A 24,207-nucleotide genomic window follows, 5' to 3' on the forward strand; every position below is an offset into this window, starting at 1 on the left:
TGGTAGGTTGGGGCTCGTCGCGCATTGCGCGGCATGACCTACCAGGGTCCCCGCGCGGGTGGGGACCGGCTCCGGCGGAACCCGACGCGGATGGATCCTGACAAGCTCGCCAAAGTCCTCGCCATGGCCGAGTCGGAGCATCAGGGCGAGGCGCTGTCCGCGCTGCGCGCTGCCCGGATCATGCTGTCCCGCGCCGGCCTGTCCTTCCGCGACCTTGCGGAACGGGCGCGCACGCCGGTGCCCCCCGTCCCCGAACCGCCTCCCGCCGCCGAACCCGCCGGGGCGCCGGCCCCGCCGCCGCCGCCGGACGAACTTGTCCGGGGCTTGCGCCGGCAGGTGAAGGACCTGGAACTGGAACTCGCAACCCTGCGCCGCCAGCTCGACAAGGCGTCGGGCGATGCCGACCGCCAGCGCGAGGAGGCCGACCGCTGGCGCACCCTGGCCCGCGAGACGGCGGAAAAGCTGTGGGACATGGGCAAGGCGCTGGAGCGAAAGCACTCCCGCCACGCCGACACCGACAAGCGCCGCGCCGTGCTGGAACTGCTTCAGGACCCCGGCAGCGCCCTGCTGTCCGACCGCGAGATTGCGCGCCGCGTCGGCGTGTCGCCGCACGACGTCAGCCATTGGCGCCGCCGGATGGCCATCGTCGGGCGCAAGCTGCGTTTGCTGCCGGTGGTGCCACGCGGCCGCGGCCTGTGGGGCGGGCCGTCGGCCATCGGCTTGGGCGCTGCTGCAAGGCTGGGCCGGCATCCGTCGGGGGAGCGCGAACGCCAGCGCTGGCTCGGCTTCGCCGGCGAGGTCACCATCGCCGAACGGGGAAGCCGGCGGGGGCTGGCCCCCTGCGGACGGCGCTGAACCGCGGCCCGCTGGGCGCGCTATCGCTTAAGGCACCAGCCGGTAGCCGCCGGGCTCCGTCACCAGGATGCGGGCGTTGGACGGGTCGGCCTCGATCTTCTGGCGCAGGCGGTAGACGTGGGTTTCCAGCGTGTGGGTGGTGACCGCGGCGTTGTAGCCCCAGACCTCTCCCAGCAGGGTCTCGCGCCCCACCACCAGATCGCCGGCCCGGTACAGGTATTTCAGGATCGCCGTTTCCTTCTCGGTCAGGCGGATCTTCCTGTTGGCGGCCTCGTCCAGCAGCAGCTTGGCGCCGGGGCGGAAGCTGTAGGGGCCGATGGCGAAGACGGCGTCCTCCGTCTGCTCGAACTGGCGCAGCTGGGCACGCAGCCGGGCGATCAGCACCCCCAGGCGGAAGGGCTTGGTCACATAGTCGTTGGCGCCGGATTCCAGCCCCAGGATGGTGTCGGCGTCGGTAGCAGATGCGGTCAGCATGATGATGGGGCAGCGCACGCCCTCGCGGCGCAGCAGCTTGCAGACGTCGCGCCCGTCCATGTCCGGCAGCCCGACGTCGAGCAGGATGGCGGAAAAGCCGCCCCCGGTGGCCGCAGCAGCCGCCCGGACCGCGTTCAAGGCGCCCGCGCCGTCGCCGGCCTCCTCCGTTTCGAACTCCTCCAGCAGCCGCAGCTGTTCCGCCAGCGACCGGCGCAGGGCGGTGTCGTCATCGACCAGGAGGATGCGCTTTGCAGGGGTCATGGGGGTGCGGCACGGAAGCGGGAAGCGGACGGCCCCGGACCGCAAGGCCGGGGCCGCGCCTTAGTAGCATGGCGGCGGCGGATTGTCGTGGTGGCTTGTGGGCGGGGCAGAAGGGCGGGGCAGAGGGACGGGGCCGGGCGCCGCCGGACGGCCCCTACAGCGTGGCGAGCGCCGCCGTCAGTGCTGCCGCTCCGCCGCCGTCCGCGGTGGCGCGGATCACCCGGTCCGGCTGGACGCCCAGCGCCCGCACCGCGGTAGCCGTCTCGTCGTCCGGCACCACGACGCGGCGCATCAGGGACAGCGCGCCCTGTTCCAGGTTGCGGCGCACCGCGGCCTCTTCGGCGGTCAGCTCCGGATCGGCCCAGTGGAGCCGGTCGACCAGCGCGACGAAGCGCAGGCGGCGGTCGTCCGCCGGCAGGCTGGCGGCCAGATTGAACAGGGCGTTGCCGTCCAGCAGGACCGGCGCGCCGTCGGGCAGCCGCGCCAAGGCGATGTCGGCCGCCAGCACCGCCGAGGGATCGACCTGCGGATAGGGACCGGGCAGGGCGTGGACCGTCATGCCGGCCCCCGCGGCTCGCAGCGCCTCGACCATGCGGCGGCCGTAGGCGTCGGCGGGAAGCTCGGCTGGCATCACCGCATGGAGCACGGTGGGCGGTTCCTGAGGCGGCAGGGGCTGGATGGTCACGGGGCGGAAACTCTGGATGGAGGCGGGATAAGGGCAGGCTAACGGGATCGTTGCGCCTTCGGCAACGGTGTGGCGCGCGGGAATCGCTGGACAGGGGCGCGCCACCTGCGCTTTGCTTCGGCCGCCGAACGCACCATGTCCCGTTCTTGCGCCGAAACCGGCGCTCCCGCTACGCAAAGCCGCCGACGATGCAAGCCGAACACCCCACCCACACCACCACGATGGCCACCCTGTCCGCGCCCGCGGCCTCTCCGACGCCGATCGACGAGGCGGCGGTGCGCGCCGTCGACCGGGCACTGGCCGCGCTGCGCCGTGGGGAGGTCGTGGCGATCGAGACCGCCGACGGCACCGTCGGTGCGGCGGTGTCGGTGGAATCGGTGGCGCTCGACGCGGTGGAGCGGCTGAAGGCGCTGACCGGCGGCACGCCGCGGCTGGTGGTCACCCGCCGCCGGGCCGTGGTGCTGGGGCTTGCCGCCGCCGACGCGGCGCAGCCGGCCGGCGACATCGCCGGCGACCAGGCGCCGGGCTCCTCCAGCGAGAACTTTGGCGCCATGGCGCTCGACCGTCCCGGCGGGCTGACCGCCGACCAGGCCCACGCGCTGGCCGATCCCGAACAGCACCCGCAGGCGCAGGGCGCGCTGCCCGCCGGACTGACCGCGGCGGAGGCCCGGCCCGGCAGCCGAGAGGCCGCCGCCGTCGATCTCGCCCGTCTGGCCCGCCTGCTTCCCGCCGCCATCACCGCCGACCTGCCGTCCTCCGGCCCGGCGGCCGGCGTCAGCGCCGCGGACTGGGCGGCGGAGCACGACCTGCTGCTGGTGCGGGCGTCGGACGTCGCCGATTACCGTGTCCATGTGGTGCGCACCCTGCGCCGTGTCGCCGACGCGCGGGTGCCGCTGGTGGGGTCGGAGAACACGCGCATCTACGCCTTCCGCCCGGCCGACGGCGGGCCGGAGCATCTGGCGATCGTCATCGGCGATCCCGATCCGGATCAGCCGGTGCTGGCCCGCCTGCATTCCGAATGCTTCACCGGCGACCTGCTGGGGTCCCTGCGCTGCGACTGCGGCGACCAGCTGCGCGGCGCCATCGCCGAGATCGCCCGGCAGGGCAGTGGCGTGCTGCTGTATCTGGCGCAGGAGGGGCGCGGCATCGGGCTGGTCAACAAGCTGCGCGCCTACCGCATCCAGGACCGCGGTTTCGACACGGTGGACGCCAACGAGATCCTCGGCTTCGAGGCGGACGAGCGCGTCTATCTGCCGGCGGCGGAGATGCTGCGCCAGCTGGGCTTCTCCGCCGTGCGGCTGATGACCAACAACCCGGAGAAGCTGCGCCAGCTCGCCCGCTGCGGCATCGCTGTGGTGGAGCGGGTAGCCCACATCTTCCCCGCCAACGGCCACAACGAGGGCTATCTGCGCACTAAGGCGGAACGCAGCGGCCATATGTTCTGAACCATCGGTTCCGGGCTGGAATGGCGGGGCACGAATCGCCCTGCCGGCCCGGCAGTTCTTGCCGCCCACCGCCATCGGACCCGGCACTGGGAATCGGATTCCGGGTTCGGCCTGCCCTGATCCTCGCGAATCGCGGGATTCCGCGGCGGATGGGTCGGAAGGGGTTGGCACGGGGCTTGCTGTACCCTGTCGTGACCACCGAGCCGGGAGACCGCCCATGGCCATCGACGCCACCACCATCGACAGCAGCGCCGTCCATCGTCCGGCGCCGCGCGAAAAGGCGTCGCCGGTCATCGACGGCGGCCACAACGGCGGGTCCGTCGAAATCCAGGGAGACATGTCCTTCTGGGACTTCCTGGACATTATCAACCCGCTGCAGCACATCCCGATCGTCAGCACCGTCTATCGCGAGATCACCGGCGACACCATCCAGCCGTCCATGCGGGTCATGGGCGACATCCTGTATGGCGGCGTCATCGGCGGCATGGCCTCCATCGCCAATGCAGTGATCGAGCAGTCGACGGGCAAGGACGTCGGGGACACGGTCATGGCCTCGCTCGGCTTTGGGGGCGGTGACCATCCCGCCACCCCCACGGCCGTCGCGGACGCCTCGGGGGGCCGGTCAAGTCCGGCTCCCCCGCGGATCCGTCGCGCATGGAGCCGCCCAAGGCCGCGGAGGGCGCGCCGCCCGCCGGCGGTCTCGCCGCGGCCCTGGCGGCGGCCGGCCCGACGGCACCGTCGGCCGCTTCCGTTGCGAATTCACCCATGGCGACCGGTCAGCCGGTCAGGCTCTCCGCTCCCGGACCCGCTCCGGCGTCCGCTCCTGCAGCCGAGGCGTCGCCGGCCCTGGTGGCGCAGCTGGCGGGCGGTGGTGCGGTGCCGCACCCCAGCAAGATGCCGGCGCGCGACACCCCGCTCGCCAGTTCCGCCCTGGCCAAGCACAGCGTGCCCCGCAACGCCGCGCCGGTCCCCGGATCGGTCATGGCCGCCGCGCGCGCCGCCGGTGCCGCTCCCGCCAACGGCAACCAGGCTGCGCCCGTCCAGCCCGCCAATGCACAGCCCGCCGGCACCGCGCCGGGCGATGCCGCCGCCGGTTCGGCGCCGGTGTCGCCGGACATGCTGTCGGAAACGATGATGCGCAATCTGGCGAAGTATGAGCAGTCACGCCGGGCGGCCCAGAGCGCCGCCAGCACCACGCGGATATCGGGATGAGCATCGAGATCACCGTGACGCCGGACGCCGGTCCGGAAGCCACCACCGGCCGCCTGCGCTGGCCCGGCGGCGACGTGCCCTGCGTGCTCGGCCGCGGCGGCGTGCGGTCCGACAAGCGGGAGGGCGACGGCGCCACCCCGGTCGGCCGCTTTCCGTTGCGCCGGGTCCTGTGGCGCGCCGACCGGCTGCCGCCGCCGGAAACCGGCCTGCCGACCGGTGCCATTGCCGAGGATGACGGCTGGTGCGACGCGCCGGAGGATCCGGCCTATAACCGTCCTGTCCTCCGCCCCTATCCCGCCAGCCACGAGGCGATGTGGCGGGACGACCATGTCTACGACATCGTGGTGGTGATGGGGCACAATGACGACCCGGTCGTGCCGGGGCTGGGCAGCGCCGTGTTCCTGCACCTGACCCGGCCGGACCGGGCGCCGACCGCCGGCTGCGTCGCGCTGGCGCCCGATGACATGCTGCGCCTGCTGAAGGACTGCGGGCCGGGCAGCGCGTTGAGCGTCGCCGCGCCGGCGGGATGATGCGGGCAGAGGTTACGCTGCGGGATAGGGGCGCGCGCCGAAGATCGCCGTGCCGACCCGCACATGGGTGGCGCCGAACCGCACCGCCGTCTCGTAGTCGCCGCTCATGCCCATGCTGATCTCGGCCAGCCCCAGCCGGCGCGCCATCTCCGCCAGCAGGGCGAAATGCATGGCCGGCTCCTCGTCCACCGGCGGGATGCACATCAGCCCGGTGACCGGCAGCCCCAGCCGGTCGCGGCAGTCGGCCAGGAAGGCTTCGACCTCGGCCGGGGCGATGCCGGCCTTCTGCGGCTCCTCGCCGGTGTTGACCTCGATCAGGCAGCGCGGCCGGCGGCCGGTCTTCGCCATCTCGTCGGCCAGCGCTTCGGCCAGCTTTGGACGGTCCAGGGTCTGGATCACGTCGAACAGGGCGACGGCGTCCTTGACCTTGTTGGTCTGCAGCGGCCCGATCAGGTGCAGTTCCAGATCGGGGAACCGCTCCTTCAGCGCCGGGAACTTGGCCTTGGCCTCCTGCACGCGGTTTTCGCCGAACACGCGCTGGCCGGCCGACAGCGCTTCCTCCACCGCCTCGGCGGGGTGGGTCTTCGACACCGCCACCAGCGTCACCGCCCCTTCGCCGCGCCCGCAGGAGGCCGCGGTCTCCGCAATGGCGCGGCGTACCGAGTCGAGCCGTGCCGTCACGCCGTCCGCAACCGCGGAACCGCCTGTTTCGCCGCCGGTTTGCGTATCCTTGCCAGTGCCCTGCGTCGTCGTCATGGCCGCCCCCAATCCGGTCGCTGCGGGTGTACAGCGCTTCCGCGGCGTGTTAGCGGACGGTCCGCGGAAACGCAAGCGCCCCAACGCGCCCGCTCCAATGCACTTGGAAGGGGGAACCCGGATGGCGGCGCCGGCATCGTCATCGTCTGCACATCGAGGAGACCTCCGCATGCGGAGTCCGTTTCGTTCCCTGCTCTCCGCCAGCCTGCTTGCCGCCGCCGCCCTCCTGCCGGCAGCGCTGACCGCCGGCCTGATCGCCGCCACCCCCGTCCATGCCGAAGAGCCTGCGAAGTCCGCGCCGAAGCCCGCAGCGCCGGCGAAGCCCGCCGGCAAGCAGGGGAAGGCCAAGGTCATGGCGGGGTCGCCGATGACCAAGGTCCGCTTCAGCGAGCCCGCCTATCCGCTGACCGATGACGGCACCTACCGCAGCTATATGGACAAGATCCTGGACGAATACGGCCGCCGTTGCGTGCGCCAGGAGCAGTTCGGCTGGGAGGTCGCCAAGGACGACCAGGAGCGGCTGGACTTCATCTTCCAGGGCACGATGACCAACTATGGCCGCATCGGCTACCTGCTGGGCGAAATCCATCCCAAGGCGGTGACCGATCCCGAGACCATCGCCTTCCTCGCCGACCGCGAGAAGTCGCGCTACCTGCTGGTCTGGACGCCGCTGGAATCGTCGGTGCTGTTCATGATGTGCGAGACCGCGGACAAGAACGCCAAGCCGGAGCCGCCCAAGTCCGCCCCGAAGAAGTGAGCGGCCTGAAAAACGAAAAGGCGGCGGATCGCTCCGCCGCCTTTTTCATGTCCGGTCCGGAACCCGCCGCTCAGAAGGCGAAGCGGGTGTCCCACAGGATGATGTTGGCGTCATTGCTCACGCCGCCGACCTTGTTGTCGAGATAGCTGTATTCCAGGCCCGTGGTCAGGCCGGGGGCGACGGTGTAGGTCACGCCGGCCTGCCAGACATGGGCGCGGGAATTCAGGCCGGCGAAGTCGCTGTCGATGCCCTGGGCGTCGGTGTAGTTGGCGGCCAGGATGACCGGCCCCATGGTGTAGTTGACGCCGACGATCCAGATCTGCTGGTCATCCACGCCGCGGGTGCCGGTGGCATAGCCGCTGTCGCCGCTGAAGGCATAGCTGCCGCCGACCTTGAACCCGGCATAGGACAGGTTGGCGCCGACATGGACCGAGGACAGGTCCTCAAGCCCGCTCGCCGCCTTGGCGAACTGATAGGCTGCGCTCGCCTCCACGCCGAAGCCGCTGAACTCACCCTTGTAGGTGGCCTGGATTTCGGCCATGTCGCGGTAGGCGGTGCTGTTCTTGACGCGGTTCACGTCGGTGTTGCTGCTGCCGTAGGTCGGCGTGTAGGCGGCGCCGACCTGGAAGCCGGAGAAACTCGGCGACAGGTAGATGATCTTGCTGCTGGCATCGCCCGACTCCAGCGTGCGCAGGCTGCCCAGCACATAGGGGGCGCCGTTGGCATTGACGTAGTAGTTCAGGTACTGGGCGTCCGGCGAGCCTTCGATGCCTTCGACGTTCGGGCCGATGATGCCGTATTCGTCCGACAGGCCGTTGATCACGCCGGCCTGGATGGTGCCGAAGCTGCCGTTCACGAACATGAACGCGCGGTCGCTGTCGGTGCTGCGGTTGTTGCCGGTGCCGCCGGCGGCGCGCAGGCGCAGGCGGGCGCCGTATTCCAGGCCGTTGTCGGACTTGGCCGTCGGGGTGATGGTCAGGCGGAAGCGGTTGGCGAACTCGGTCTTGCGCAGGCCGTTGTCGTCGTCCTGGTCGACATAGGCGCCCTGGAAATAGGCGTCGCCCCCCAACAGGACGTCGAACTTCGACTGGGCCGAGGCGGTGCCGCAGGCGGCGGCGAGGGCGACGGCGGCGCAGCCGATGACGAGAGAACGCTTCATGGATGTCATCCTTGGTGCATGCATCCCGGCGGTCCTGATTGCGATCCCGGGTTGCCAGCGGTGTCTTTGTACCCCATGACTTAATCCCGCCCCCACAGACCGGCAAGCGGCAAAGAGACGGACAGTTTTCGCATTCCAAGCAGAGTTGCGCGGAAAGCACGGAATCCCGGATCATGTTGCTTTGGATACTAAGAAGCCGCCCCTCTTCAAGCTGCTACTTGAGTGGATATCACCGCAATTTCACTCGAAAGAGGTAGTCAACTTGGATAATGGCATCTATGTGGCTGCTGCAGGAGTCGATATCTGGGCAAACCGGAAGCTCTGCTTTGATCGAATGGTCGCCCTGTTGCGGAGGCCCGCCGTCCGGAATGCGCATACAAAAAAGTCCGCCGGAGCGGACAAAAAAAGAGGCGGCGGATTTCTCCGCCGCCCTCGCGTTTGCTGCCAGGAAACCCGTCCCTTAGAAGGAGAAGCGGGTGTCCCACAGAACGATGTTGGCGTCGTTGTTGCGGCCGCCCGACTTGTTGTCGACGTAGCTGTACTCCAGGCCCGTGGTCAGGCCCGGGGCCACGGCATAGGTCACGCCGGCCTGGTAGATGTGGGCGCGGGCGTAATCGGCCGCGGTGGCGGCACCGGTGCCGACATTGGCGCCCTTCGCATCGGTGTAGGTGGCGGCCAGGATGACCGGACCCAGGGTGTACTGCGCACCGACGAGCCAGATCTGGTTGTCGTCGACGCCACGGTGGCCCTTGGCGTAACCGCTGTCGCCGCTGAAGGCGTAGCTGCCGCCGATGGCGAAGGCACCGTAGGTCACAGTGGCGCCGGCATGCACCGACGACAGGTCTTCCAGGCCGCTGCGGGCTTCGGCGAACTGGTAGGCGACGCTGCCTTCCAGGCCGAAGCCACCGAAGGCGCCCTTATAGTAAGCCTGGATTTCGCCCATGTCCTTATAGGCGGTGCTGTCCTTGCGACGGTTCACGTCGGTGTTGCTGCTGCCGTAGGTCGGGGTGTAGGCGGCGGACAGCTTGAAGCCGGCGAAGCTCGGGGTCGAGTAGACGATCTTCGTGCTGGCGTCGCCCGACTCCAGGGTGCGCAGCGAACCGGTCACGTACGGCAGCGAGGTCACGCCGTAGTAGGAGCCGTACCAGCCGTCCGGGCTGCCCGAGATGCCGTCGACGTTCGGACCGATCACGCCCGAGTCGTCCGACGGGCCGTTGACCACGCCGGCCTGGACCGAACCGAAGGTGCCGTTCACGAAGATGAACGCGCGGTCGCTGTCGGTGGTGCGGACGTTGCTGGTGCCGTTGGAGGCGCGCAGGCGCAGGCGGGCACCGTATTCCAGGCCGTTGTCGGCCTTGGCGGTCGGCGTGATGGTCAGACGGAAGCGGTTGGCGAACTCGGTCTTGCGCAGGCCGTTGTCGTTGTCCTGATCGACGTAGGCGCCCTGGAAGAAGGCGTCGCCGCCCATCAGGATGTCGAACTTGGACTTGGACTGGGCCGAGGCGGTGCCGCAGCCGGCGGCGAGGGCAACGGCGGCGCAGCCGATGACGAGAGAGCGCTTCATGGATTGTCCATCCTTGTGCGTACGCCCCGTATGACCGGGAGCGCGCGGTTGTCTTTGTAGCTATGACTTAACCGCGCGCTGTTTCGGCCGGCAAGAGGCAAACTGCAGCGCTTCTACGTGTCCGCAACACAGTTGCAACAAAAGCACACAGCTAAGCTGTTGATATATATTGGTAATTTAGAGATGCCGAATTTTTGGCGCAATCTCAGCCCGAGATTTGGGCGACCTGCACAGAAATTGGGCAAGAAAAAAGGCGGTGGCCGAAGCCACCGCCCTTTCTGTCCGTTACCGGACGTCCGATCGGAAGACCGATTAGAACGCCAGGATCGAGCGGACCAGCACGACGTTGCCCTTGTCGCTGAGAGCCGAGGTCTCGGCGTCCAGGTCGAAGTAGTCGTACTGGGCCTGCAGGGTCAGACCCGGAGCGACGGTGTAGCCGACGCCGATTTCGTAGACCTGCAGTTCGCGGTCGCCACGCAGGGCCACCGAGCCGGCGTCCTTGCCGTTCTTGTAGTTGGCGCCGACGACGATCGGGCCGGTGGTGTACTGAGCACCGACAACCCAGTTGCGGGTGTTCTCGGTGAACAGACCGGCGCGGTCGTTCAGGCCCGACTTGCCGTAGTCGGTGTAGCTGCCGCCGACGCTGAAGCCAGCGTAGCCGACGGTGGCGCCGACCTGCCAGCCGTTCAGGTCCTTGTAGTTGGAGCCGGCGACGTTGCCGACGGCCTCACCCCACATGTAGCCGGCGCTGGCCTTGACGGTCACGCCGCCGAAGGTGTTGTTGTAGTTCGCGCCGACTTCCACCATGTCCTGGTAGGTGCCGTTGCCGCCGGCGGCGAAGGTGCCGACGGTGTCGGTACGGTTCACGTCGGTGTGCGAGCTGTCGTTACGCGGGGTGTAGCTGGCGCCCAGCTGCAGACCGGCGAAACGCGGCGAGAAGTAGACGATCTTGGTGGCGTTGGCATCGGCGTTCAGCGACGGCCAAATGATGCTGTTGCCGGTAACGGTCGAGGCCGGGCCGTTGCCACCGATGTTGGTGTTCGGGCCGAACCAGTTCTGGACCTGATCGACCAGGCCGAGCGGCAGGTAGTCGGTCGGGGCCGAGACGTAGGTCTCGTCGTTGAAGGAGTTGGTCACGCCCAGGCGGACCTGGCCGAAGGTGCCCTGCGCGAAGATGTAAGCGCGGTCGGCGTCGGTGGTGCGGGCGTTCGAAGCACCGGCGTTCGCACGGAAGCGCAGACGGGCACCGTACTCCAGGCCGTTGTCGGCCTTGGCGGACGGGATGATGTTGATGCGCAGACGGTTGCGGAATTCGGTCGAACGCAGGCCGGAGTCCAGATCCTGATCGACGTAGCCGGCTTCGAAGTAGGCGTCGCCGCCAACCTTGACTTCGAACTTGGCCTGGGCGTTGGCGGCGCCAGCGCCGAGGGCGAGAGCGGCGGCGGCAGCGCCGGCCAGCAGATAACGGTTCATGATTGTTGCCTCCATCCTGGCAGCAGATGTTTCAGCCTGGTTGACGTCCTGGCTGAGACTTTCGTACGCACCCCCGCCCTTGCCAGCAAGCGGCAAATCTCCGGGATTGCTGCATTGGGGGGACAGTGTGTCGCACGGAGCACACTAAGAAGGGGGCCTCCGGCCTCCCCGCCACAGTCGAGCGGAGCAGGGGCGGACTGTTGTCGTCCTGTTGTGGCGGGGCGGGGCAAAGACGCATCCGCTGTTGCGTGGGGCCGTCCACTTATGGTCTGTTCACCGGCATTCCGCGCGTGACTCGCGCGCGGCAACCCCTTTTCTGAACCGGGTTCCCGACCATGCGCCGTTCGACCGCCCTTCGCCTTGTCCCTGTACTGCTCGCGGCTTCCGTCTCGATCGCCGGCTGCGCAAGCTGGGGCGGCAAGACCGAAACCGTCGAAGAGCAGATGAAGAACAAGGACTACAAGTTCGGCAGCCTGCTCGGCACCGACGGCGGCCTGAACCTGTTCGGCAAGAACAAGCGCGGCGGCGACCAGGACAGCGCCGGCGGCATCGGCGTGAACAGCTTCCTGTGGCGCGCCTCGCTCGACACGCTCTCCTTCATGCCGATCGCCTCGGCCGATCCGTTCGGCGGCGTGATCCTGACCGACTGGTACACCCCGCCCGATTCGCTGAACGAGCGGTTCAAGGTCAACCTCTACATCATGGACCGCCAGCTGCGCGCCGACGGCGTCCGGGTTTCGGTGTTCAAGCAGCAGCGGACCGGCAACGACTGGCGCGACGTCAACGTCGGTCCGGAGACCGCCGGCCAGCTGGAGGATGCGGTGCTGACCCGCGCCCGGCAGCTTCGCGTGTCGCAGAACGCCGCCGCGCGCTGACGCGGCGGCCGGCCCGGGGGTGATCCTCCCGGCCTTCGAGCATCTGGTACAACGGAAAACGGCGTCGCGCTCATGTCGCGTTACAATGTCAAGGAAACCGAGGCGAAGTGGCAGGGCGTGTGGGACGGCAAGGGCTGTTTCACCGCGCGCGAGGACGCCTCCCGGCCCAAATACTATGTGCTGGAGATGTTCCCCTATCCGTCGGGGCGCATCCACATGGGCCACGTCCGCAACTACACCATCGGCGACGTGATCGCGCGCTTCAAGCGCGCCAAGGGCTTCAACGTCCTGCACCCGATGGGCTGGGATGCCTTCGGCCTGCCGGCCGAGAACGCCGCGCTCGAGAAGAAGGTCCATCCCGCCGCCTGGACGCGCGAGAACATCGCGACCATGCGCGGGCAGCTGAAGACGATGGGCCTGTCCATCGACTGGGACCGCGAGATCGCCACCTGCGACGTGGAATATTACCGCCACGAGCAGAAGATGTTCCTGGATTTCCTGAAGGCGGGCCTCGCCTACCGCAAGGAATCCTGGGTGAACTGGGACCCGGTGGACAACACCGTCCTCGCCAACGAGCAGGTGATCGACGGCCGCGGCTGGCGCACCGGCGCGCTGGTGGAAAAGCGCAAGCTGTCGCAGTGGTTCCTGAAGATCACCGCCTATGCCGAAGACCTGCTGAAGGGCCTGGAGACGCTGGACCGCTGGCCCGAGCGCGTCCGCATCATGCAGGAGAACTGGATCGGCAAGTCCACCGGCGTCCGTTTCCGCTTCAAGATCAAGGGACGTGAGGAGGAGCTGGAGGTCTTCACCACCCGTCCGGACACGCTGTTCGGCGCCTCCTTTGCCGCGATCTCCCCGAATCACCCGCTGGCCGCCGAGTTGGCCGCGTCCAGCCCGGAGCTGGCCGAGTTCATCGCCGAATGCAACCGGCTGGGCACCAGCGAGGAAGCGATCGAGACGGCGGAGAAGCGCGGCTTCGACACCGGGCTGAAGGTCGTGCATCCCTTCGATTCGTCGTGGGAGCTGCCGGTCTATGTCGCCAACTTCGTGCTGATGGAATACGGCACGGGTGCCATCTTCGCCTGCCCGGCGCATGACCAGCGTGACCTGGATTTCGCCCGCAAGTATGGTCTGCCGGTCCGTCCGGTGGTGATCCCCGCCGATGCCGACCCGGCCGCCTTCGAGGTCGGGACCGAGGCCTACACCGGCCCCGGCGTGCTGCGGAACTCCGCCTTCCTCGACGGGCTCGACACCGAGTCGGCGAAGGAGGAGGCCGGCAAGCGGCTGGAGGCGGCGGGGCAGGGCGAGCGCACCACCCAGTACCGCCTGCGCGACTGGGGCGTGTCGCGCCAGCGCTATTGGGGCTGCCCGATCCCGGTCATCCACTGCGAGTCGTGTGGCATCGTTCCGGTTCCGGACGACCAGCTGCCGGTCGTTCTGCCGGAGGACGTGACCTTCGACAAGCCCGGCAACCCGCTGGACCATCATCCGACCTGGAAGCACACCAGCTGCCCGACCTGCGGCAAGCCGGCGCTGCGCGAGACGGACACCTTCGATACCTTCATCGAGTCGTCCTGGTATTTCGCCCGCTTCTGCTCGCCGAAGACCGAGGATGCGGCCTTCACCCGCGAATCGGTCGATTACTGGCTGGGCGTCGACCAGTATATCGGCGGCATCGAGCATGCGGTCCTGCACCTGCTCTACAGCCGCTTCTGGACGCGCGCGCTGAAGACCTGCGGCTACCTGAACCTGGACGAGCCGTTCACCGGCCTGTTCACCCAGGGCATGGTCAACCATGAGACTTACAAGGACGCCGGCACCGGCGCCTGGCTGGCCCCAACCGACCTGACGAAGAACGACAAGGGCGAATGGGTCCGGGCCGACACCGGCGCGCCGGTCAATGTCGGCCGCGTCGAGAAGATGTCGAAGTCCAAGAAGAACGTGGTGGACCCGGCGCACATCATCGGCACCTACGGCGCCGACGCCGCCCGCCTGTTCATGCTGTCCGACAGCCCGCCGGAACGCGATCTGGAATGGACCGAGGCCGGCATCGACGGCGCCTGGCGCTACATCAACCGCCTGTGGCGGATGGTGACGGAGGCCCCGGTGGAGCTGCCGCCCGCCGGCACGCCGAAACCCGAGTCGTTCGGCCCCAAGGCCGAGGCCGCCCGCCGTCTGGTCCACAAGACCATCGCCGGCGTGTCGGAGGATCTCGACAAGTTCCGCTTCAACAAGGCGGTTGCCCGCGTCCGCGAACTGTCCAACGCGCTGGGCGAACTGGACGGCAAAGGCGAGGGCGAGGCCTGGGTCCTGCGTGAGGGCTTCGAGTCGCTGGTCCGCCTCGTCGGCCCGATGATGCCGCATCTGGGCGAGGAGCTGTGGGCCCAGCTGGGTCACACCGACCTGCTGGCCGATCAGCCCTGGCCGGAAGCCGACCCCGCCCTGGTGGTGGAGGACAGCGTCAAGGTGGCGGTCCAGGTCAACGGCAAGCTGCGCGCCACGCTGGAGCTGCCGCGCGACATGGACAAGGACGCGGCGGAGCAGGCGGCGCTGGCCGATGCCAATGTCCAGCGCGCCATGGACGGCAAGCCGGCCCGCAAGGTCATCGTCGTCCCGAACCGGGTGATCAATGTCGTCGTCTGATCCCAGTCTGTTCAGCCGGAGCCCGCTCCGCCGGGCCCCGTTCCGTCAGGGTTTGACGCGGGGGCTGTTCGCCCTCGCGCTCGGCCTGTCCGCCATGTCGCTGTCGGGTTGCGGTTTCCAGCCGCTCTATGGCGGCAAGGGCGTCGGGGCCGAGGCGGCGGACCGGCTGATGGAGGTCGACATCGCGTCGATCCCCAACCGGGAAGGGCAGAAGCTCCGCAACCTGCTGATCGACAACTTCTATCCGTCGGAGCGGCCGAGCAATCCGCGCTACCGGCTGGACGTGTCGGTGTCGGCGTCGGAGCAGAAGCTGGCCCTGCAGAAGGACGCCACCGCGGTGCGCGCCCAGCTGCTGGTCAACGCGCCCTACCGGCTGACCGACACCCGGACGGGGCAGGTGGTGTTCCAGTCGAGTTCGCGGTCGATGATCAGCTACAACACGCTGGAACAGCATTACGCCGCCATCGTGACGGTGCAGAGCGCCTATGACCGGGCGCTAGAGGACATCTCCAACGACATCACCACCCGCGTCGCCATGTATCTCGGCCGCGGATCCTGACCGGCGGGAGATGGTCGGGTGAAGCTCCAGCCCAAGGCGATCGACGGTTTCCTGCGCAGCCCGGACCCCAAGGTCCGGGCGGTGCTGCTTTATGGCCCCGACTCGGGCCTCGTGCGCGACCGTGCCCAGACCTTGGGCAAGACGGTGGTGCCGGACCTGTCCGATCCCTTCCGCGTCGCCGAATTCCTGGGCCGCGCCATCGCCGACGATCCGGCGCGGCTGGCCGACGAGGCCGCGGCGATCTCCTTCACCGGCGGCCGGCGCCTGATCCGCGTCCGCGACGCCGAGGACAACAGCACCGCTGCCTTCACCGCCTTCCTGGAAAACCTGCCGCCGGGCGACAGCCTCGTGGTCGTCGAGTCGGGCGACCTGTCGGCCCGCTCCAAGCTGCGGCTTCTGTTCGAAGGTGCCGACGGTGCCGCCGCCATTCCCTGCTATGTGGAGGAGGAGGCGTCGCTCGGCCGCGTCATCGCCGACATCCTGCACGGCCACGGGCTGACCGCCGATCCCGACGCGCTGAGCTTCCTCGCCGCCAACCTCGTCGGCGACCGCATGGTGGCGCGCGGCGAGGCGGAGAAGCTGGCGCTCTATATGGGCACCGACAAGCGCGTGCGGCTGGAGGACGCCCAGGCCTGCATCGGCGACAGCGCCGCCTTGTCGATGGACGAGCCGGTGTGGGCGGCGGCGGAGGGCGACTTCGCCACGCTCGACCGCTCGCTGGCGCGGCTGTTCGCCGAGGGCACCTCGCCGGTGCCGATCCTGCGCGGCGCCCAGCGCCATTTCCAGCGCCTGCAACTGCTCTGCGCCCAGGTCGCCGCCGGCAAGTCGCCTGAGGCCGCCGTCGAGTCGCTGCGCCCGCCGGTCTTCTTCAAGCTGAAGACCCGGCTGGTCAAACAGGCCCGCCACTGGTCGCCCGGCCATGTCCGGCAGGCGCTGGAACGGCTGGTCGACGCCGAGGCCGACTGCAAGCGCACCAACATGCCGGACGAGACGCTGTGCGCCCGCGTGCTGTTCCAGCTCGCCTCGCTGGGGGCGCGGCGCTGAAGGGGCGCTGACTTGACCGTTGGGGCCCGCGCGCTATTTCGCCGGGCATGAGCGACGCCACCTACACCGCGCCACCGCCCGCCCCCTTCCGGGTCCGCTGGTGGCAACCCCTGCTGTTCTGGGTCATCGTCAACGCCTGGGGCTTCGTCGAACGCGGCGGCCAGCCCTTTCCCGGCCATCAGCCGTCGCCGCTGCAGCCGCCGGGCTGGGCCTTCCCGGTGATGTGGTTCACGCTGAACGTCTTCCAGATCTGGGGCGACATCCGACTGCTCGACCCGGCGCGCCGGATCCGAGACCGCGGCCTGCTGATCGGGCTCCAGGCGGTGACCTGGGTGATCTACGCGACCTTCAGCCTCGTCTATTTCACGCTGGGCAGTTCGATCCTCGCCGCGGTTTGGACGGTGTCCTTCTTCATCATCACGTCCATCTGCATCGCGCTGGTGGCGCGGGACGACCGCGGCATCGCGCTGATCTGGACGCCGCTGATCCTGTGGACCGGCTTCGCGTCGGTCGTCGGCATCCACAACGCCCTCATCAACCCCGATCCGCTGTTCGGCACGCCGGCCTTGTGGTGAGGAGCCGGCCTCATCCCCGGTAATCGTGAACCCGGCCGGTGAAGTCGGTCACGCGATAGCTACCCTCGCCCTGTTCTTCGATCCAGGCCGGAGCGGCGGGTGCCTTGCCGTGGCCGCCGGGGATGTCGAGAACATAGGTGGGCTGACACAGGCCCGACAGCCGCCCCCGCAGGCCGGTCACCAGCGCCTGCCCCTCGGCCAGGGTCGGCCGGAAATGGCTGGTGCCGGCGGCAAGGTCGGGGTGGTGCAGGTAATAGGGCTTCACCCGGTTGCGCACCATGCCGCGGAACAGCGCCTCCAGCGCCGCATGGCTGTCGTTGATGCCCTTCAGCAGCACGGTCTGGCCGACCAGCGGAATCCCGGCCTCCACCAGCCGGGCGAGTGCCGTCCGCACCGGCGCGGTCAGCTCGTCGGCGTGGTTGATGTGGACGGCGACCCAGGTGGCGAGGTCCGGCGCGGTCAGCGCCTCCACCAGCTCCGGCGTGACGCGGTCGGGATCGGCGGCTGGGATGCGGCTGTGCAGGCGGACGACGCCGACATGGGGCATGGCCGACAGCGCCTGGACGATCCCGCGCAGCCGGCGGGGCGACAGCAGCAGGGGGTCGCCGCCGGTGACGACGACCTCCCACACCTCCTCATGATCGCGGATGTAGGCGAGCGCGGCGTCCAACTCGTCGGCGGTCAGTGCCTCCCCGCCCGGACCGACCATCTCGCGGCGGAAGCAGAAGCGGCAATAGACCGCGCAGGCATGCAGCGGCTTCAGCAGCACCCGGTCGGGGTAGCGGTGGACGATGCCCTTCACCGGGCTGCGCGCCACGTCGCCGATGGGGTCTTCCATCTCCTCCGGCGTGCTGTACGCCTCGGCGGGGGAGGGGACGTACTGGGCATAGAGCGGGTCCCGCTGGTCTGTACGTCCGGCCAGCGTCTCGCGCAGGTACGGGGTCAGCGCCACGGCGTAGCGGTCGGCCACCGTACGCACGGCGTCGCCCGCCTCCGGCGTCATCAGGCCGGCGGCCACCAGATCGGAAACGCTGTGCAGGGCCTTCATCGCTCTTTCCCGTCTCGACGGAATGGGTCATGTAGGAAAGCGACCGCTCTTACTCCTGCGAGACCCATGCTGTCGACTCTTCCCCGCCTGATCGGCCATCGCGGCGCCAAGGAAAATGCGCCGGAAAACACGCTCGCCTCGATCCGGGAGGCCGCCCGCCAGGGCGCCCGCTGGGTGGAGGTCGATGTCATGCTGACCCGCGACCAGTATCCGGTGCTGATCCATGACGACACGCTGGACCGCACCACCACCGGCACCGGCCCGGTGCCGCTCCTCGATCTGGCCGAACTGCAACGGCTCGACGCCGGGCGCTGGTTCGATGCCGGCTTCGTCGGCGAACGGGTGCCGACGCTGGAGGAGGCGGTGGCGCTGGTCCGCGAACTCGGCCTCGGCCTGAACCTGGAGATCAAGCCCTATCCGGGACAGGAGGAGATCACGGCGGAGGTGGCGCTGAACAGCCTGCGTCCGCTCTGGCCGTCGGGCCTGCCGCTTCTGCTGTCCAGCTTCGAGGTGCCCTGCCTGGAGGTTGCGCAGCGGCTGTGGCCGGAGATCCCGCGCGGCTACCTGCTGTGGGATCCGCCGTCCGACTGGGCTGCCATCGCCGACCGCATCGGGGCGGCGACCCTGAATGTCGACCAGAAGCGTCAGACCGCGGAGACTGTGGCGGAATACCGCGCCACCGGGCGGCCGGTGCTGAGCTATACCGTCAACGACGCCGGCCGGGCGCGAACGCTGTTCGGCTGGGGCGTGTCCGCCGTCTTCACCGACGCACCGGGCCGGCTGGCGCGGGAGTTGGGGCCGGATGCCTGACGGGCACGCCTGACGGTGTGCCGGGGGAGCGTCCGGCAGGCTGACGCTTCCGTTCGCGACTGCGGCAAATCGTGAACGTTTTTTGCGCGGGGGGCTGAATCCGCTCGTAGGGCGGGCCAATTCCTCATATATAGGACCGCATTGGCGATCCCGCCGGAACCCACGTGGATTCCGGCGGAGCTTTTCGTCGTCTGGTTGTCCGCCGCTTTTGATCCGGTGTCCCGCTGGGCGCCACGTACGGTCTTTGGAGGGTTCGTTGAAGGCGTTGAAGCCGTTGCAGATGTCCGGCCGGGAGGTTTTGCCGCTCGTCGAGGGTGGCAAGGGTATTGCCGTATCCAACGGCGAAAGCTCCGGTGCCTGGGCGGCAGCCGGTGGGATTGGCACCTTTTCGGGTGTCAACGCCGACAGCTACGATGAGAACGGCAACCTTCTGCCGCAGATCTACAAGGGCAAGACTCGGCGCGAGCGCCACGACGAACTGATCGCCTTCGGCATCGAGGGCGGCATCGCCCAGGCGCGCATCGCGCACGAGACGTCGAACGGCAATGGCCGCATCCACATGAACGTCCTGTGGGAAATGGGCGGGGCGGAGCACATCCTGCACGGCGTGCTGGAGGGCTCGCAGGGCCTGATCCACGGCGTCACCTGCGGCGCCGGCATGCCCTACAAGGTTGCCGAGATCGCGGTGCGCTACGGCGTCCATTACTATCCGATCGTGTCGTCGGCCCGCGCCTTCCGCGCCCTGTGGCTGCGCGCCTACCACAAGTTCCGTGAACATCTGGGCGGCGTGGTCTACGAGGATCCGTGGCTGGCCGGTGGCCACAACGGCCTGTCCAACTCCGAAGACCCGCAGAAGCCGGAGGATCCGTTCCCCCGCGTCCTGGCCCTGCGCCAGATGATGAACAGCTTCGGCCTGAATGACACCCCCATCGTGATGGCGGGCGGCGTCTGGTGGCTGTCGGAGTGGGAGGACTGGATCGACAACCCCGACCTGGGGCCGGTCGCCTTCCAGTTCGGTACCCGTCCGCTGCTGACGCAGGAAAGCCCGATCTCCATGGCGTGGAAGCGCAAGCTGGTGGCGCTTCAGCCGGGCGACGTCTTCCTCAACCGCTTCTCGCCCACGGGCTTCTATTCGTCGGCGGTGAAGAACCCCTTCCTGCTGGACCTGATGGGCCGGTCGGAGCGACAGGTCGCCTATCTGTCCAAGCCGGTGGGCGAGCATTCGGCCGAATTCCCGGTCGGTCCGCGCGGCCGCCCTGTCTATGTGACCGAAAGCGACAAGCAGCGCGCCGAGGGCTGGCTGTCGCAGGGCTTCACCACCGCGCTGAAGACGCCCGACAGCACGCTGGTGTTCGTCACGCCCGAGCAGTCGGAAAAGATCCTGCGCGATCAGGTCGACTGCATGGGCTGCCTGTCGGCCTGCGGCTTCTCCAACTGGGCGCAGAACGAGGAAGGAACGACGGGCAAGCGTGCCGATCCGCGCTCCTTCTGCATCCAGAAGACGCTCCAGGCGGTCAGTCACACCGACGACTGCGAGAATCAGCTGATGTTCGCGGGGCACAACGCCTACCGCTTCGCCAGCGATCCTTACTACAATGACGGCTTCATCCCGACGGTGAAGCAGCTCGTGGAGCGGATCGCCACCGGCTATTGACCGGCTGCGATCCCGGACCGACAGGGCCGCCGGCGGGTGACTGCCGGCGGCCTTTGCTTTGAACCGTTCCGATTGCCGCCCGTCCGATTGAATCCTGTCCGGTTGACGTCGGTGCGACAATAACTTGCGCCGTCTTTCCGAATGGTTTTACAGTTGAACGGTCTGCGGCCTTGTGCCGCGGTCCTGTCCCGGACCTTCGTGTCCGCCCCTGTGTCGACCGTACGGGTGCCGCGCCCATGATGACCGCCGAACGCCCCTTCAAGCGAGCCCTCGACCGGCTGAACGGTGCCGGGCTCCGTCCGACCCGCCAGCGCCTCGGCCTTGCCCGGCTGCTGTTCGAAGGCTGCGACCGGCACGTCACCGCGGAGCAGCTGCATGGCGAGGCGCTGGCCGCCGACCTGCCGGTGTCGCTGGCGACCGTCTACAACACGCTGAACCAGTTCACCTCCGCCGGCCTGCTGCGCGAGGTGGTGGTGGAGGCCGGCAAGTCCTATTTCGACACCAACACCAGCGACCACCATCATTTCTTCGTCGAATCCACCGGCCGGCTCGAGGATATCCCCGCCGACCGCCTGATGGTGCAGAACCTGCCCGCCGCCCCGGCCGGCACCCGCGTCGCCCGTGTCGACGTGATTGTCCGCCTGATCGAGGACGACGGCGCGGCCTGATCCCCGCCGTCGTTCAGAGTGATCGGTCGTTCAGCGCGCGCTGTCCGTCCCCTCCGGGCGGGCGGGGCGGTCGACGAAGGGCCAGCGCATGTAGGCGAAGACCCAGACGGCAACGACGTTCAGGTACGGGAACAGCAGCAGCAGGATCCACAGCGGGCTGCGCCCGGCCTTCGCCAGCACCCAGCCGCCGGCGATCAGCGTGTAGGTCGTGACGATCGACCCGATCAGCAGCGCCCAGAAGTTCCACTCGATGATGGTGTCCGTCATGCCGTCCTCCGCGCCTTGACCTTGCGCGCCTCGCGCACCGGCAGCACCGGCCAGCGGCTGTGCGCCATCACGCCGATCGCCACCACATGGCCGAGCGGCAGCAGCGCGAACAGGGCCCACAGCGGCGAGAAGCCGGCCCGGCGCAGGATGCGCGCCATCGGCCAGACGATGGCGACCTGGAACAGCATTAGCCCCAGCAGCGGGCTGTTGACGTAATCCTCAAGCATGCCGTCCCGCACCCTCCTCCCCATGGTTCGAGGGGCAGAGAAGCGCGGGCGGCCGGCTTTGTCGAGCCAAACTTTCTGCGCGCCGCTGTTCCGCGGCCGGCCGCGGCCCCGAGGGTTTCCACCCGCACCGGGAGTACGCGGGCGTGAAATCGTCCGTGCTGGCGTGCTACAGTTTGCCGCGTCCGGCCGAACCGGCTTGACGTTCTCTGGAATTCAGTTGCGGCGGACTCTTGCCTTTGACGGATCTCTCCGAACCGGCCAGCGGCTCTCATGGGTGGCGGTGGTGGCGGCGGCGGTGGCGAGCGGGCGCCTTGTCCCTGTCCCCGGCTGCCTGTCTGCGCGCCGGTCTGCTCGCGGCGGTGATCGCCGGCTTCTGGCTGGTGGCCTACGCCGACCTTGAGCGTGCGCGCGACCGGGCGCTCCAGGACGGTCTGCGCCAGACCGCCAACCTGTCCCGCCTGCTGGAGGAGGATGCCCGCCGCGTCATGGTCGTTGCCGGCCGCGCGCTCTACGCGATGGCCGAAGGCGGGCGGATTCCACGCTATCTGCTGAGCGAGACGACCGGATATGCGGGGGAGGAGGCTGGCCCGGGTGTGGCGTTGCGCAGCCTGCTGGTGGTGGAGCCCGACGGGCGGGTGAGGGAGGCTGCCGGGCTGGACTCCCCGCCTCCATTGCCGGGACCCCGCCGGCCGAGGCGGCCCGCACCGGATCGGCTGCCTTAGTCGCCCCCTACCGGGACCCCGGCGGGGGCTGGCGCGCCGCCCTGGTCCGGCCGCTGGCCGACGGCAGCGGCGTTGCCATGGCGATGCTCGACCTCGACCGTTTCGCCCGGATCTACGCCACGCAGGACATCGGCCCGCGCAGCATAATCCTGCTGTATGGCGAGGATGGCGTGGTCCTGGCCTATTCACGGCCGAGCGAGTTGCTGGACCGTAACCGTGCCGTCTTCGCCTCTGTCCTTCCGCGCGTACCCGGCGGGGAAAGTGTGAGGACGCTGTCCGGGTTCGATCCGTCGGAAGGGCGCGACCGCATCGGCACGGTCCGTCGCGTGTCGGGCCAGCCGCTCTATGTTTATGTCCGTATCAGCGCCGACGACGTGCTGGCCGGCTGGTATGCCGATCGTTGGAAGCGCATCCTGGAAACCGCCGCGGTTTCGGTGGTGGTGACCCTGCTGGCCTTGCTGGCCCTGCGGCAGCTCGGCCGGCTGGAGACGACGACCCAGGCGCTGCGCGCCAGCGAGCGCCGGTCGCAGGCCCTGTTCGACAGCAGTTTCCAGATCATGGGGCTGCTGTCCCCCGACGGCCGGGTGCTGGCCTTGAACCGGCCGGCCTGCGCCCTGGCCGGGCTGCCGGCGGAGGCGCTGATCGGACGCCGCGCCTGGGAGTTCCGCGGCTGGGCCCGCACCGACGAACTGGCGGAGGCCTTCCGCCTTTCCATCGCGAAGGCGGCCTCGGGCCGCTTCGTCCGCTACGAGACCGACGTGATCGCCGACGGCGTCACCCGGGTGATGGATGTGACGATCAAGCCGGTCCTGGACGACCGGGGGGGCGTGAGCGTGCTGGTGGTCGAGGCGCGTGACATCACCGAACGGGTCGAGGCGGCCGGACGGCTTGCCGCGGCACTCGACCAGGCGGAGGCCGCCAACCGGGCCAAGAGCGCCTTCCTGGCGACCATGAGCCACGAGCTGCGCACGCCGCTAAACGCCATCATCGGCTTCTCGGACATCATGCTGCACGAGCTGTTCGGTCCGCTGGGCAGCCCGCGCTACCACGATTACGCGCGCCATGTGCAGAACAGCGGGCGGCACCTGCTGGACCTCATCAACGACGTTCTGGACATGTCGAAGCTGGAGGCCGGGCGCTACACGCTGGACGAAAGCTGGCTGGACCCGGCCGACGCCATCGATACCTGCCGGACGCTGGCGGCGGTCCCGGCCGACGCCGGCGGGGTGACGCTGGAGGTCGACTGCGCCCCCGGGCTGCCCGGCCTGCTGGCCGACGAGCGGGCCCTGCGGCAGGTGCTGCTGAACCTGCTGTCGAACGCGGTTAAGTTCACGCCGAGCGGCGGCCGGGTGACGGTGACGGCGGGGCTGGAGGCGGGGGGCGGACTCGCCATCGCCGTGCGCGACACCGGCATCGGCATCCCCGCCGACGCGCTGGCCCGCATCCTGGAGCCTTTCCAGCAGGCCGACAGCAGCATCCCCGGCCGTTTCGGCGGCACCGGGCTCGGCCTGTCGATCTGCCGCGACCTGATGGGCCTGCATGGCGGCAGCCTGTCCATCGCCAGCGAGCCCGGCCGCGGCACCACCGTCACCATCCGCTTCCCCGCCGACCGCGTCGCCCGGCCGGTTGCGGCCGGTGGGATGCAGGCGTAAGCCTGTCCCCGGTGAACGGAGCGAAAGGCGGACGGAATGATCGGGAATGACGGAAAGCCGGTGTCCAAGGAGGATTTGCGCAAGCACATCGCCGTCTACAACGGCCAGTCGCGCGGATCCAAGGAGTTCGCGGCGATCCCGCGGGCGCTGGTGACGATCCTGGACGGGCTGAAGCCGGGCAAGACCGGCTACGTCAAATGCCTGGACGGTCAGGTGCAGCTGTCGCGCCGCAAGGACAACAGCGTGTCGGCGGGCTGACAAAGGAAAGCGCCCTTCCCCGGCCATGGGGAAG

25 protein-coding genes are annotated in these 24,207 nt (G+C 69.0%); 16 read left to right on the forward strand and 9 right to left on the reverse strand.

Annotation, left to right across the window (positions count from 1 at the left end):
• Positions 1-90 precede the first annotated feature (90 nt).
• Positions 91-855: a hypothetical protein gene (locus tag AB8P05_RS10205; RefSeq protein WP_472757850.1), complete on the forward strand. Its 765-nt coding sequence runs from the start codon at positions 91-93 to the stop codon at positions 853-855.
• Between the two features lie 27 nt (positions 856-882).
• Here AB8P05_RS10205 and AB8P05_RS10210 read toward each other — a convergent pair whose 3' ends face one another.
• The gene (locus tag AB8P05_RS10210) at positions 883-1,590 is read right to left on the reverse strand and encodes a response regulator transcription factor (protein ID WP_472757851.1); all 708 of its coding nucleotides are present in this window, start codon (positions 1,588-1,590) and stop codon (positions 883-885) included.
• A 154-nt stretch (positions 1,591-1,744) separates the two neighbouring features.
• Positions 1,745-2,275 (reverse strand): glycosyl transferase, encoded by a 531-nt coding sequence (locus AB8P05_RS10215; protein ID WP_472757852.1) that lies wholly within the window; start codon positions 2,273-2,275, stop codon positions 1,745-1,747.
• Between the two features lie 188 nt (positions 2,276-2,463).
• Here AB8P05_RS10215 and ribA point away from each other — a divergent pair, with 188 nt between their 5' ends.
• The 3 genes from ribA (at position 2,464) to AB8P05_RS10230 (ending at position 5,462) form a co-directional block, all read left to right on the forward strand.
• Entirely contained in the window at positions 2,464-3,720 is a 1,257-nt protein-coding gene (gene ribA, locus AB8P05_RS10220) for a GTP cyclohydrolase II (protein ID WP_472757853.1), read from the forward strand.
• 654 nt (positions 3,721-4,374) lie between these two features.
• Entirely contained in the window at positions 4,375-4,932 is a 558-nt protein-coding gene (locus AB8P05_RS10225; protein WP_472757854.1) for a hypothetical protein, read from the forward strand.
• The gene (locus AB8P05_RS10230; RefSeq protein WP_472757855.1) at positions 4,929-5,462 is read left to right on the forward strand and encodes a L,D-transpeptidase family protein; all 534 of its coding nucleotides are present in this window, start codon (positions 4,929-4,931) and stop codon (positions 5,460-5,462) included. Before AB8P05_RS10225 ends, AB8P05_RS10230 begins: the two co-directional genes overlap by 4 nt.
• A gap of 12 nt (positions 5,463-5,474) precedes the next feature.
• On the opposite strand, the gene AB8P05_RS10235 is transcribed toward AB8P05_RS10230, so the two are convergent.
• A complete protein-coding gene (locus AB8P05_RS10235; RefSeq protein WP_455170701.1) occupies positions 5,475-6,218 on the reverse strand; it encodes a YggS family pyridoxal phosphate-dependent enzyme in 744 nt (247 codons plus the stop codon).
• A 169-nt stretch (positions 6,219-6,387) separates the two neighbouring features.
• On the opposite strand from AB8P05_RS10235, the gene AB8P05_RS10240 reads away from it, so the two are divergent.
• Positions 6,388-6,975 carry a hypothetical protein gene (locus AB8P05_RS10240; RefSeq protein WP_472757856.1) on the forward strand — a complete coding sequence of 196 codons (588 nt, stop codon included), beginning with the start codon at positions 6,388-6,390 and terminating at the stop codon, positions 6,973-6,975.
• A gap of 70 nt (positions 6,976-7,045) precedes the next feature.
• On the opposite strand, the gene AB8P05_RS10245 is transcribed toward AB8P05_RS10240, so the two are convergent.
• The 3 genes from AB8P05_RS10245 to AB8P05_RS10255 form a co-directional block, all read right to left on the reverse strand.
• The gene (locus AB8P05_RS10245) at positions 7,046-8,134 is read right to left on the reverse strand and encodes a porin (RefSeq protein ID WP_472757857.1); all 1,089 of its coding nucleotides are present in this window, start codon (positions 8,132-8,134) and stop codon (positions 7,046-7,048) included.
• A gap of 460 nt (positions 8,135-8,594) precedes the next feature.
• The gene (locus AB8P05_RS10250; protein WP_472757858.1) at positions 8,595-9,698 is read right to left on the reverse strand and encodes a porin; all 1,104 of its coding nucleotides are present in this window, start codon (positions 9,696-9,698) and stop codon (positions 8,595-8,597) included.
• 312 nt (positions 9,699-10,010) lie between these two features.
• Positions 10,011-11,171 (reverse strand): porin, encoded by a 1,161-nt coding sequence (locus tag AB8P05_RS10255; protein WP_455170705.1) that lies wholly within the window; start codon positions 11,169-11,171, stop codon positions 10,011-10,013.
• 335 nt (positions 11,172-11,506) lie between these two features.
• Between AB8P05_RS10255 and AB8P05_RS10260 the strand changes: the two genes are divergently transcribed.
• The 5 genes from AB8P05_RS10260 (at position 11,507) to AB8P05_RS10280 (ending at position 16,867) form a co-directional block, all read left to right on the forward strand.
• Positions 11,507-12,046, forward strand: coding sequence for a DUF3576 domain-containing protein (locus AB8P05_RS10260; RefSeq protein ID WP_455170706.1), 540 nt, complete (start codon positions 11,507-11,509; stop codon positions 12,044-12,046).
• Between the two features lie 72 nt (positions 12,047-12,118).
• Positions 12,119-14,689 (forward strand): leucine--tRNA ligase, encoded by a 2,571-nt coding sequence (leuS, locus tag AB8P05_RS10265; protein WP_472757859.1) that lies wholly within the window; start codon positions 12,119-12,121, stop codon positions 14,687-14,689.
• Positions 14,690-14,741: 52 nt separating this feature from the next.
• Positions 14,742-15,248, forward strand: a complete 507-nt coding sequence (lptE, locus tag AB8P05_RS10270) for an LPS assembly lipoprotein LptE (RefSeq protein ID WP_472757860.1) — start codon at positions 14,742-14,744, stop codon at positions 15,246-15,248.
• A gap of 18 nt (positions 15,249-15,266) precedes the next feature.
• Positions 15,267-16,292: a DNA polymerase III subunit delta gene (gene holA, locus AB8P05_RS10275; protein ID WP_472757861.1), complete on the forward strand. Its 1,026-nt coding sequence runs from the start codon at positions 15,267-15,269 to the stop codon at positions 16,290-16,292.
• Positions 16,293-16,339: 47 nt separating this feature from the next.
• Complete coding sequence (locus tag AB8P05_RS10280; RefSeq protein ID WP_472757862.1) at positions 16,340-16,867, forward strand: tryptophan-rich sensory protein; 528 nt, start codon at positions 16,340-16,342, stop codon at positions 16,865-16,867.
• Positions 16,868-16,877: 10 nt separating this feature from the next.
• Here AB8P05_RS10280 and AB8P05_RS10285 read toward each other — a convergent pair whose 3' ends face one another.
• Positions 16,878-17,915 carry a lysine-2,3-aminomutase-like protein gene (locus AB8P05_RS10285; protein WP_472757863.1) on the reverse strand — a complete coding sequence of 346 codons (1,038 nt, stop codon included), beginning with the start codon at positions 17,913-17,915 and terminating at the stop codon, positions 16,878-16,880.
• Positions 17,916-17,981: 66 nt separating this feature from the next.
• Between AB8P05_RS10285 and AB8P05_RS10290 the strand changes: the two genes are divergently transcribed.
• The 3 genes from AB8P05_RS10290 to irrA all read left to right on the forward strand — a co-directional run bounded on the left by AB8P05_RS10290 (position 17,982) and on the right by irrA (position 21,047).
• Positions 17,982-18,725, forward strand: coding sequence for a glycerophosphoryl diester phosphodiesterase (locus AB8P05_RS10290; protein WP_472757864.1), 744 nt, complete (start codon positions 17,982-17,984; stop codon positions 18,723-18,725).
• A 256-nt stretch (positions 18,726-18,981) separates the two neighbouring features.
• Positions 18,982-20,379 carry an NAD(P)H-dependent flavin oxidoreductase gene (locus AB8P05_RS10295; protein WP_455170713.1) on the forward strand — a complete coding sequence of 466 codons (1,398 nt, stop codon included), beginning with the start codon at positions 18,982-18,984 and terminating at the stop codon, positions 20,377-20,379.
• 236 nt (positions 20,380-20,615) lie between these two features.
• The gene (gene irrA, locus AB8P05_RS10300) at positions 20,616-21,047 is read left to right on the forward strand and encodes an iron response transcriptional regulator IrrA (RefSeq protein ID WP_455170714.1); all 432 of its coding nucleotides are present in this window, start codon (positions 20,616-20,618) and stop codon (positions 21,045-21,047) included.
• A 30-nt stretch (positions 21,048-21,077) separates the two neighbouring features.
• On the opposite strand, the gene AB8P05_RS10305 is transcribed toward irrA, so the two are convergent.
• Together AB8P05_RS10305 and AB8P05_RS10310 are read right to left on the reverse strand one after the other, a co-directional pair.
• Positions 21,078-21,314 (reverse strand): hypothetical protein, encoded by a 237-nt coding sequence (locus AB8P05_RS10305; protein ID WP_472757865.1) that lies wholly within the window; start codon positions 21,312-21,314, stop codon positions 21,078-21,080.
• Positions 21,311-21,541: a hypothetical protein gene (locus tag AB8P05_RS10310; protein ID WP_014246573.1), complete on the reverse strand. Its 231-nt coding sequence runs from the start codon at positions 21,539-21,541 to the stop codon at positions 21,311-21,313. Before AB8P05_RS10310 ends, AB8P05_RS10305 begins: the two co-directional genes overlap by 4 nt.
• A 311-nt stretch (positions 21,542-21,852) precedes the next feature.
• Here AB8P05_RS10310 and AB8P05_RS10315 point away from each other — a divergent pair, with 311 nt between their 5' ends.
• The 3 genes from AB8P05_RS10315 to AB8P05_RS10325 all read left to right on the forward strand — a co-directional run bounded on the left by AB8P05_RS10315 (position 21,853) and on the right by AB8P05_RS10325 (position 24,173).
• On the forward strand, positions 21,853-22,263 hold the full coding sequence (locus AB8P05_RS10315) for a hypothetical protein (protein WP_472757866.1): 411 nt from the start codon (positions 21,853-21,855) through the stop codon (positions 22,261-22,263).
• 77 nt (positions 22,264-22,340) lie between these two features.
• The gene (locus AB8P05_RS10320) at positions 22,341-23,915 is read left to right on the forward strand and encodes a sensor histidine kinase (RefSeq protein ID WP_472757867.1); all 1,575 of its coding nucleotides are present in this window, start codon (positions 22,341-22,343) and stop codon (positions 23,913-23,915) included.
• A gap of 36 nt (positions 23,916-23,951) precedes the next feature.
• Positions 23,952-24,173 (forward strand): hypothetical protein, encoded by a 222-nt coding sequence (locus AB8P05_RS10325; protein ID WP_310118976.1) that lies wholly within the window; start codon positions 23,952-23,954, stop codon positions 24,171-24,173.
• Positions 24,174-24,207 lie beyond the last annotated feature (34 nt).

Source organism: Azospirillum sp. VT-I1, from assembly GCF_055698305.1.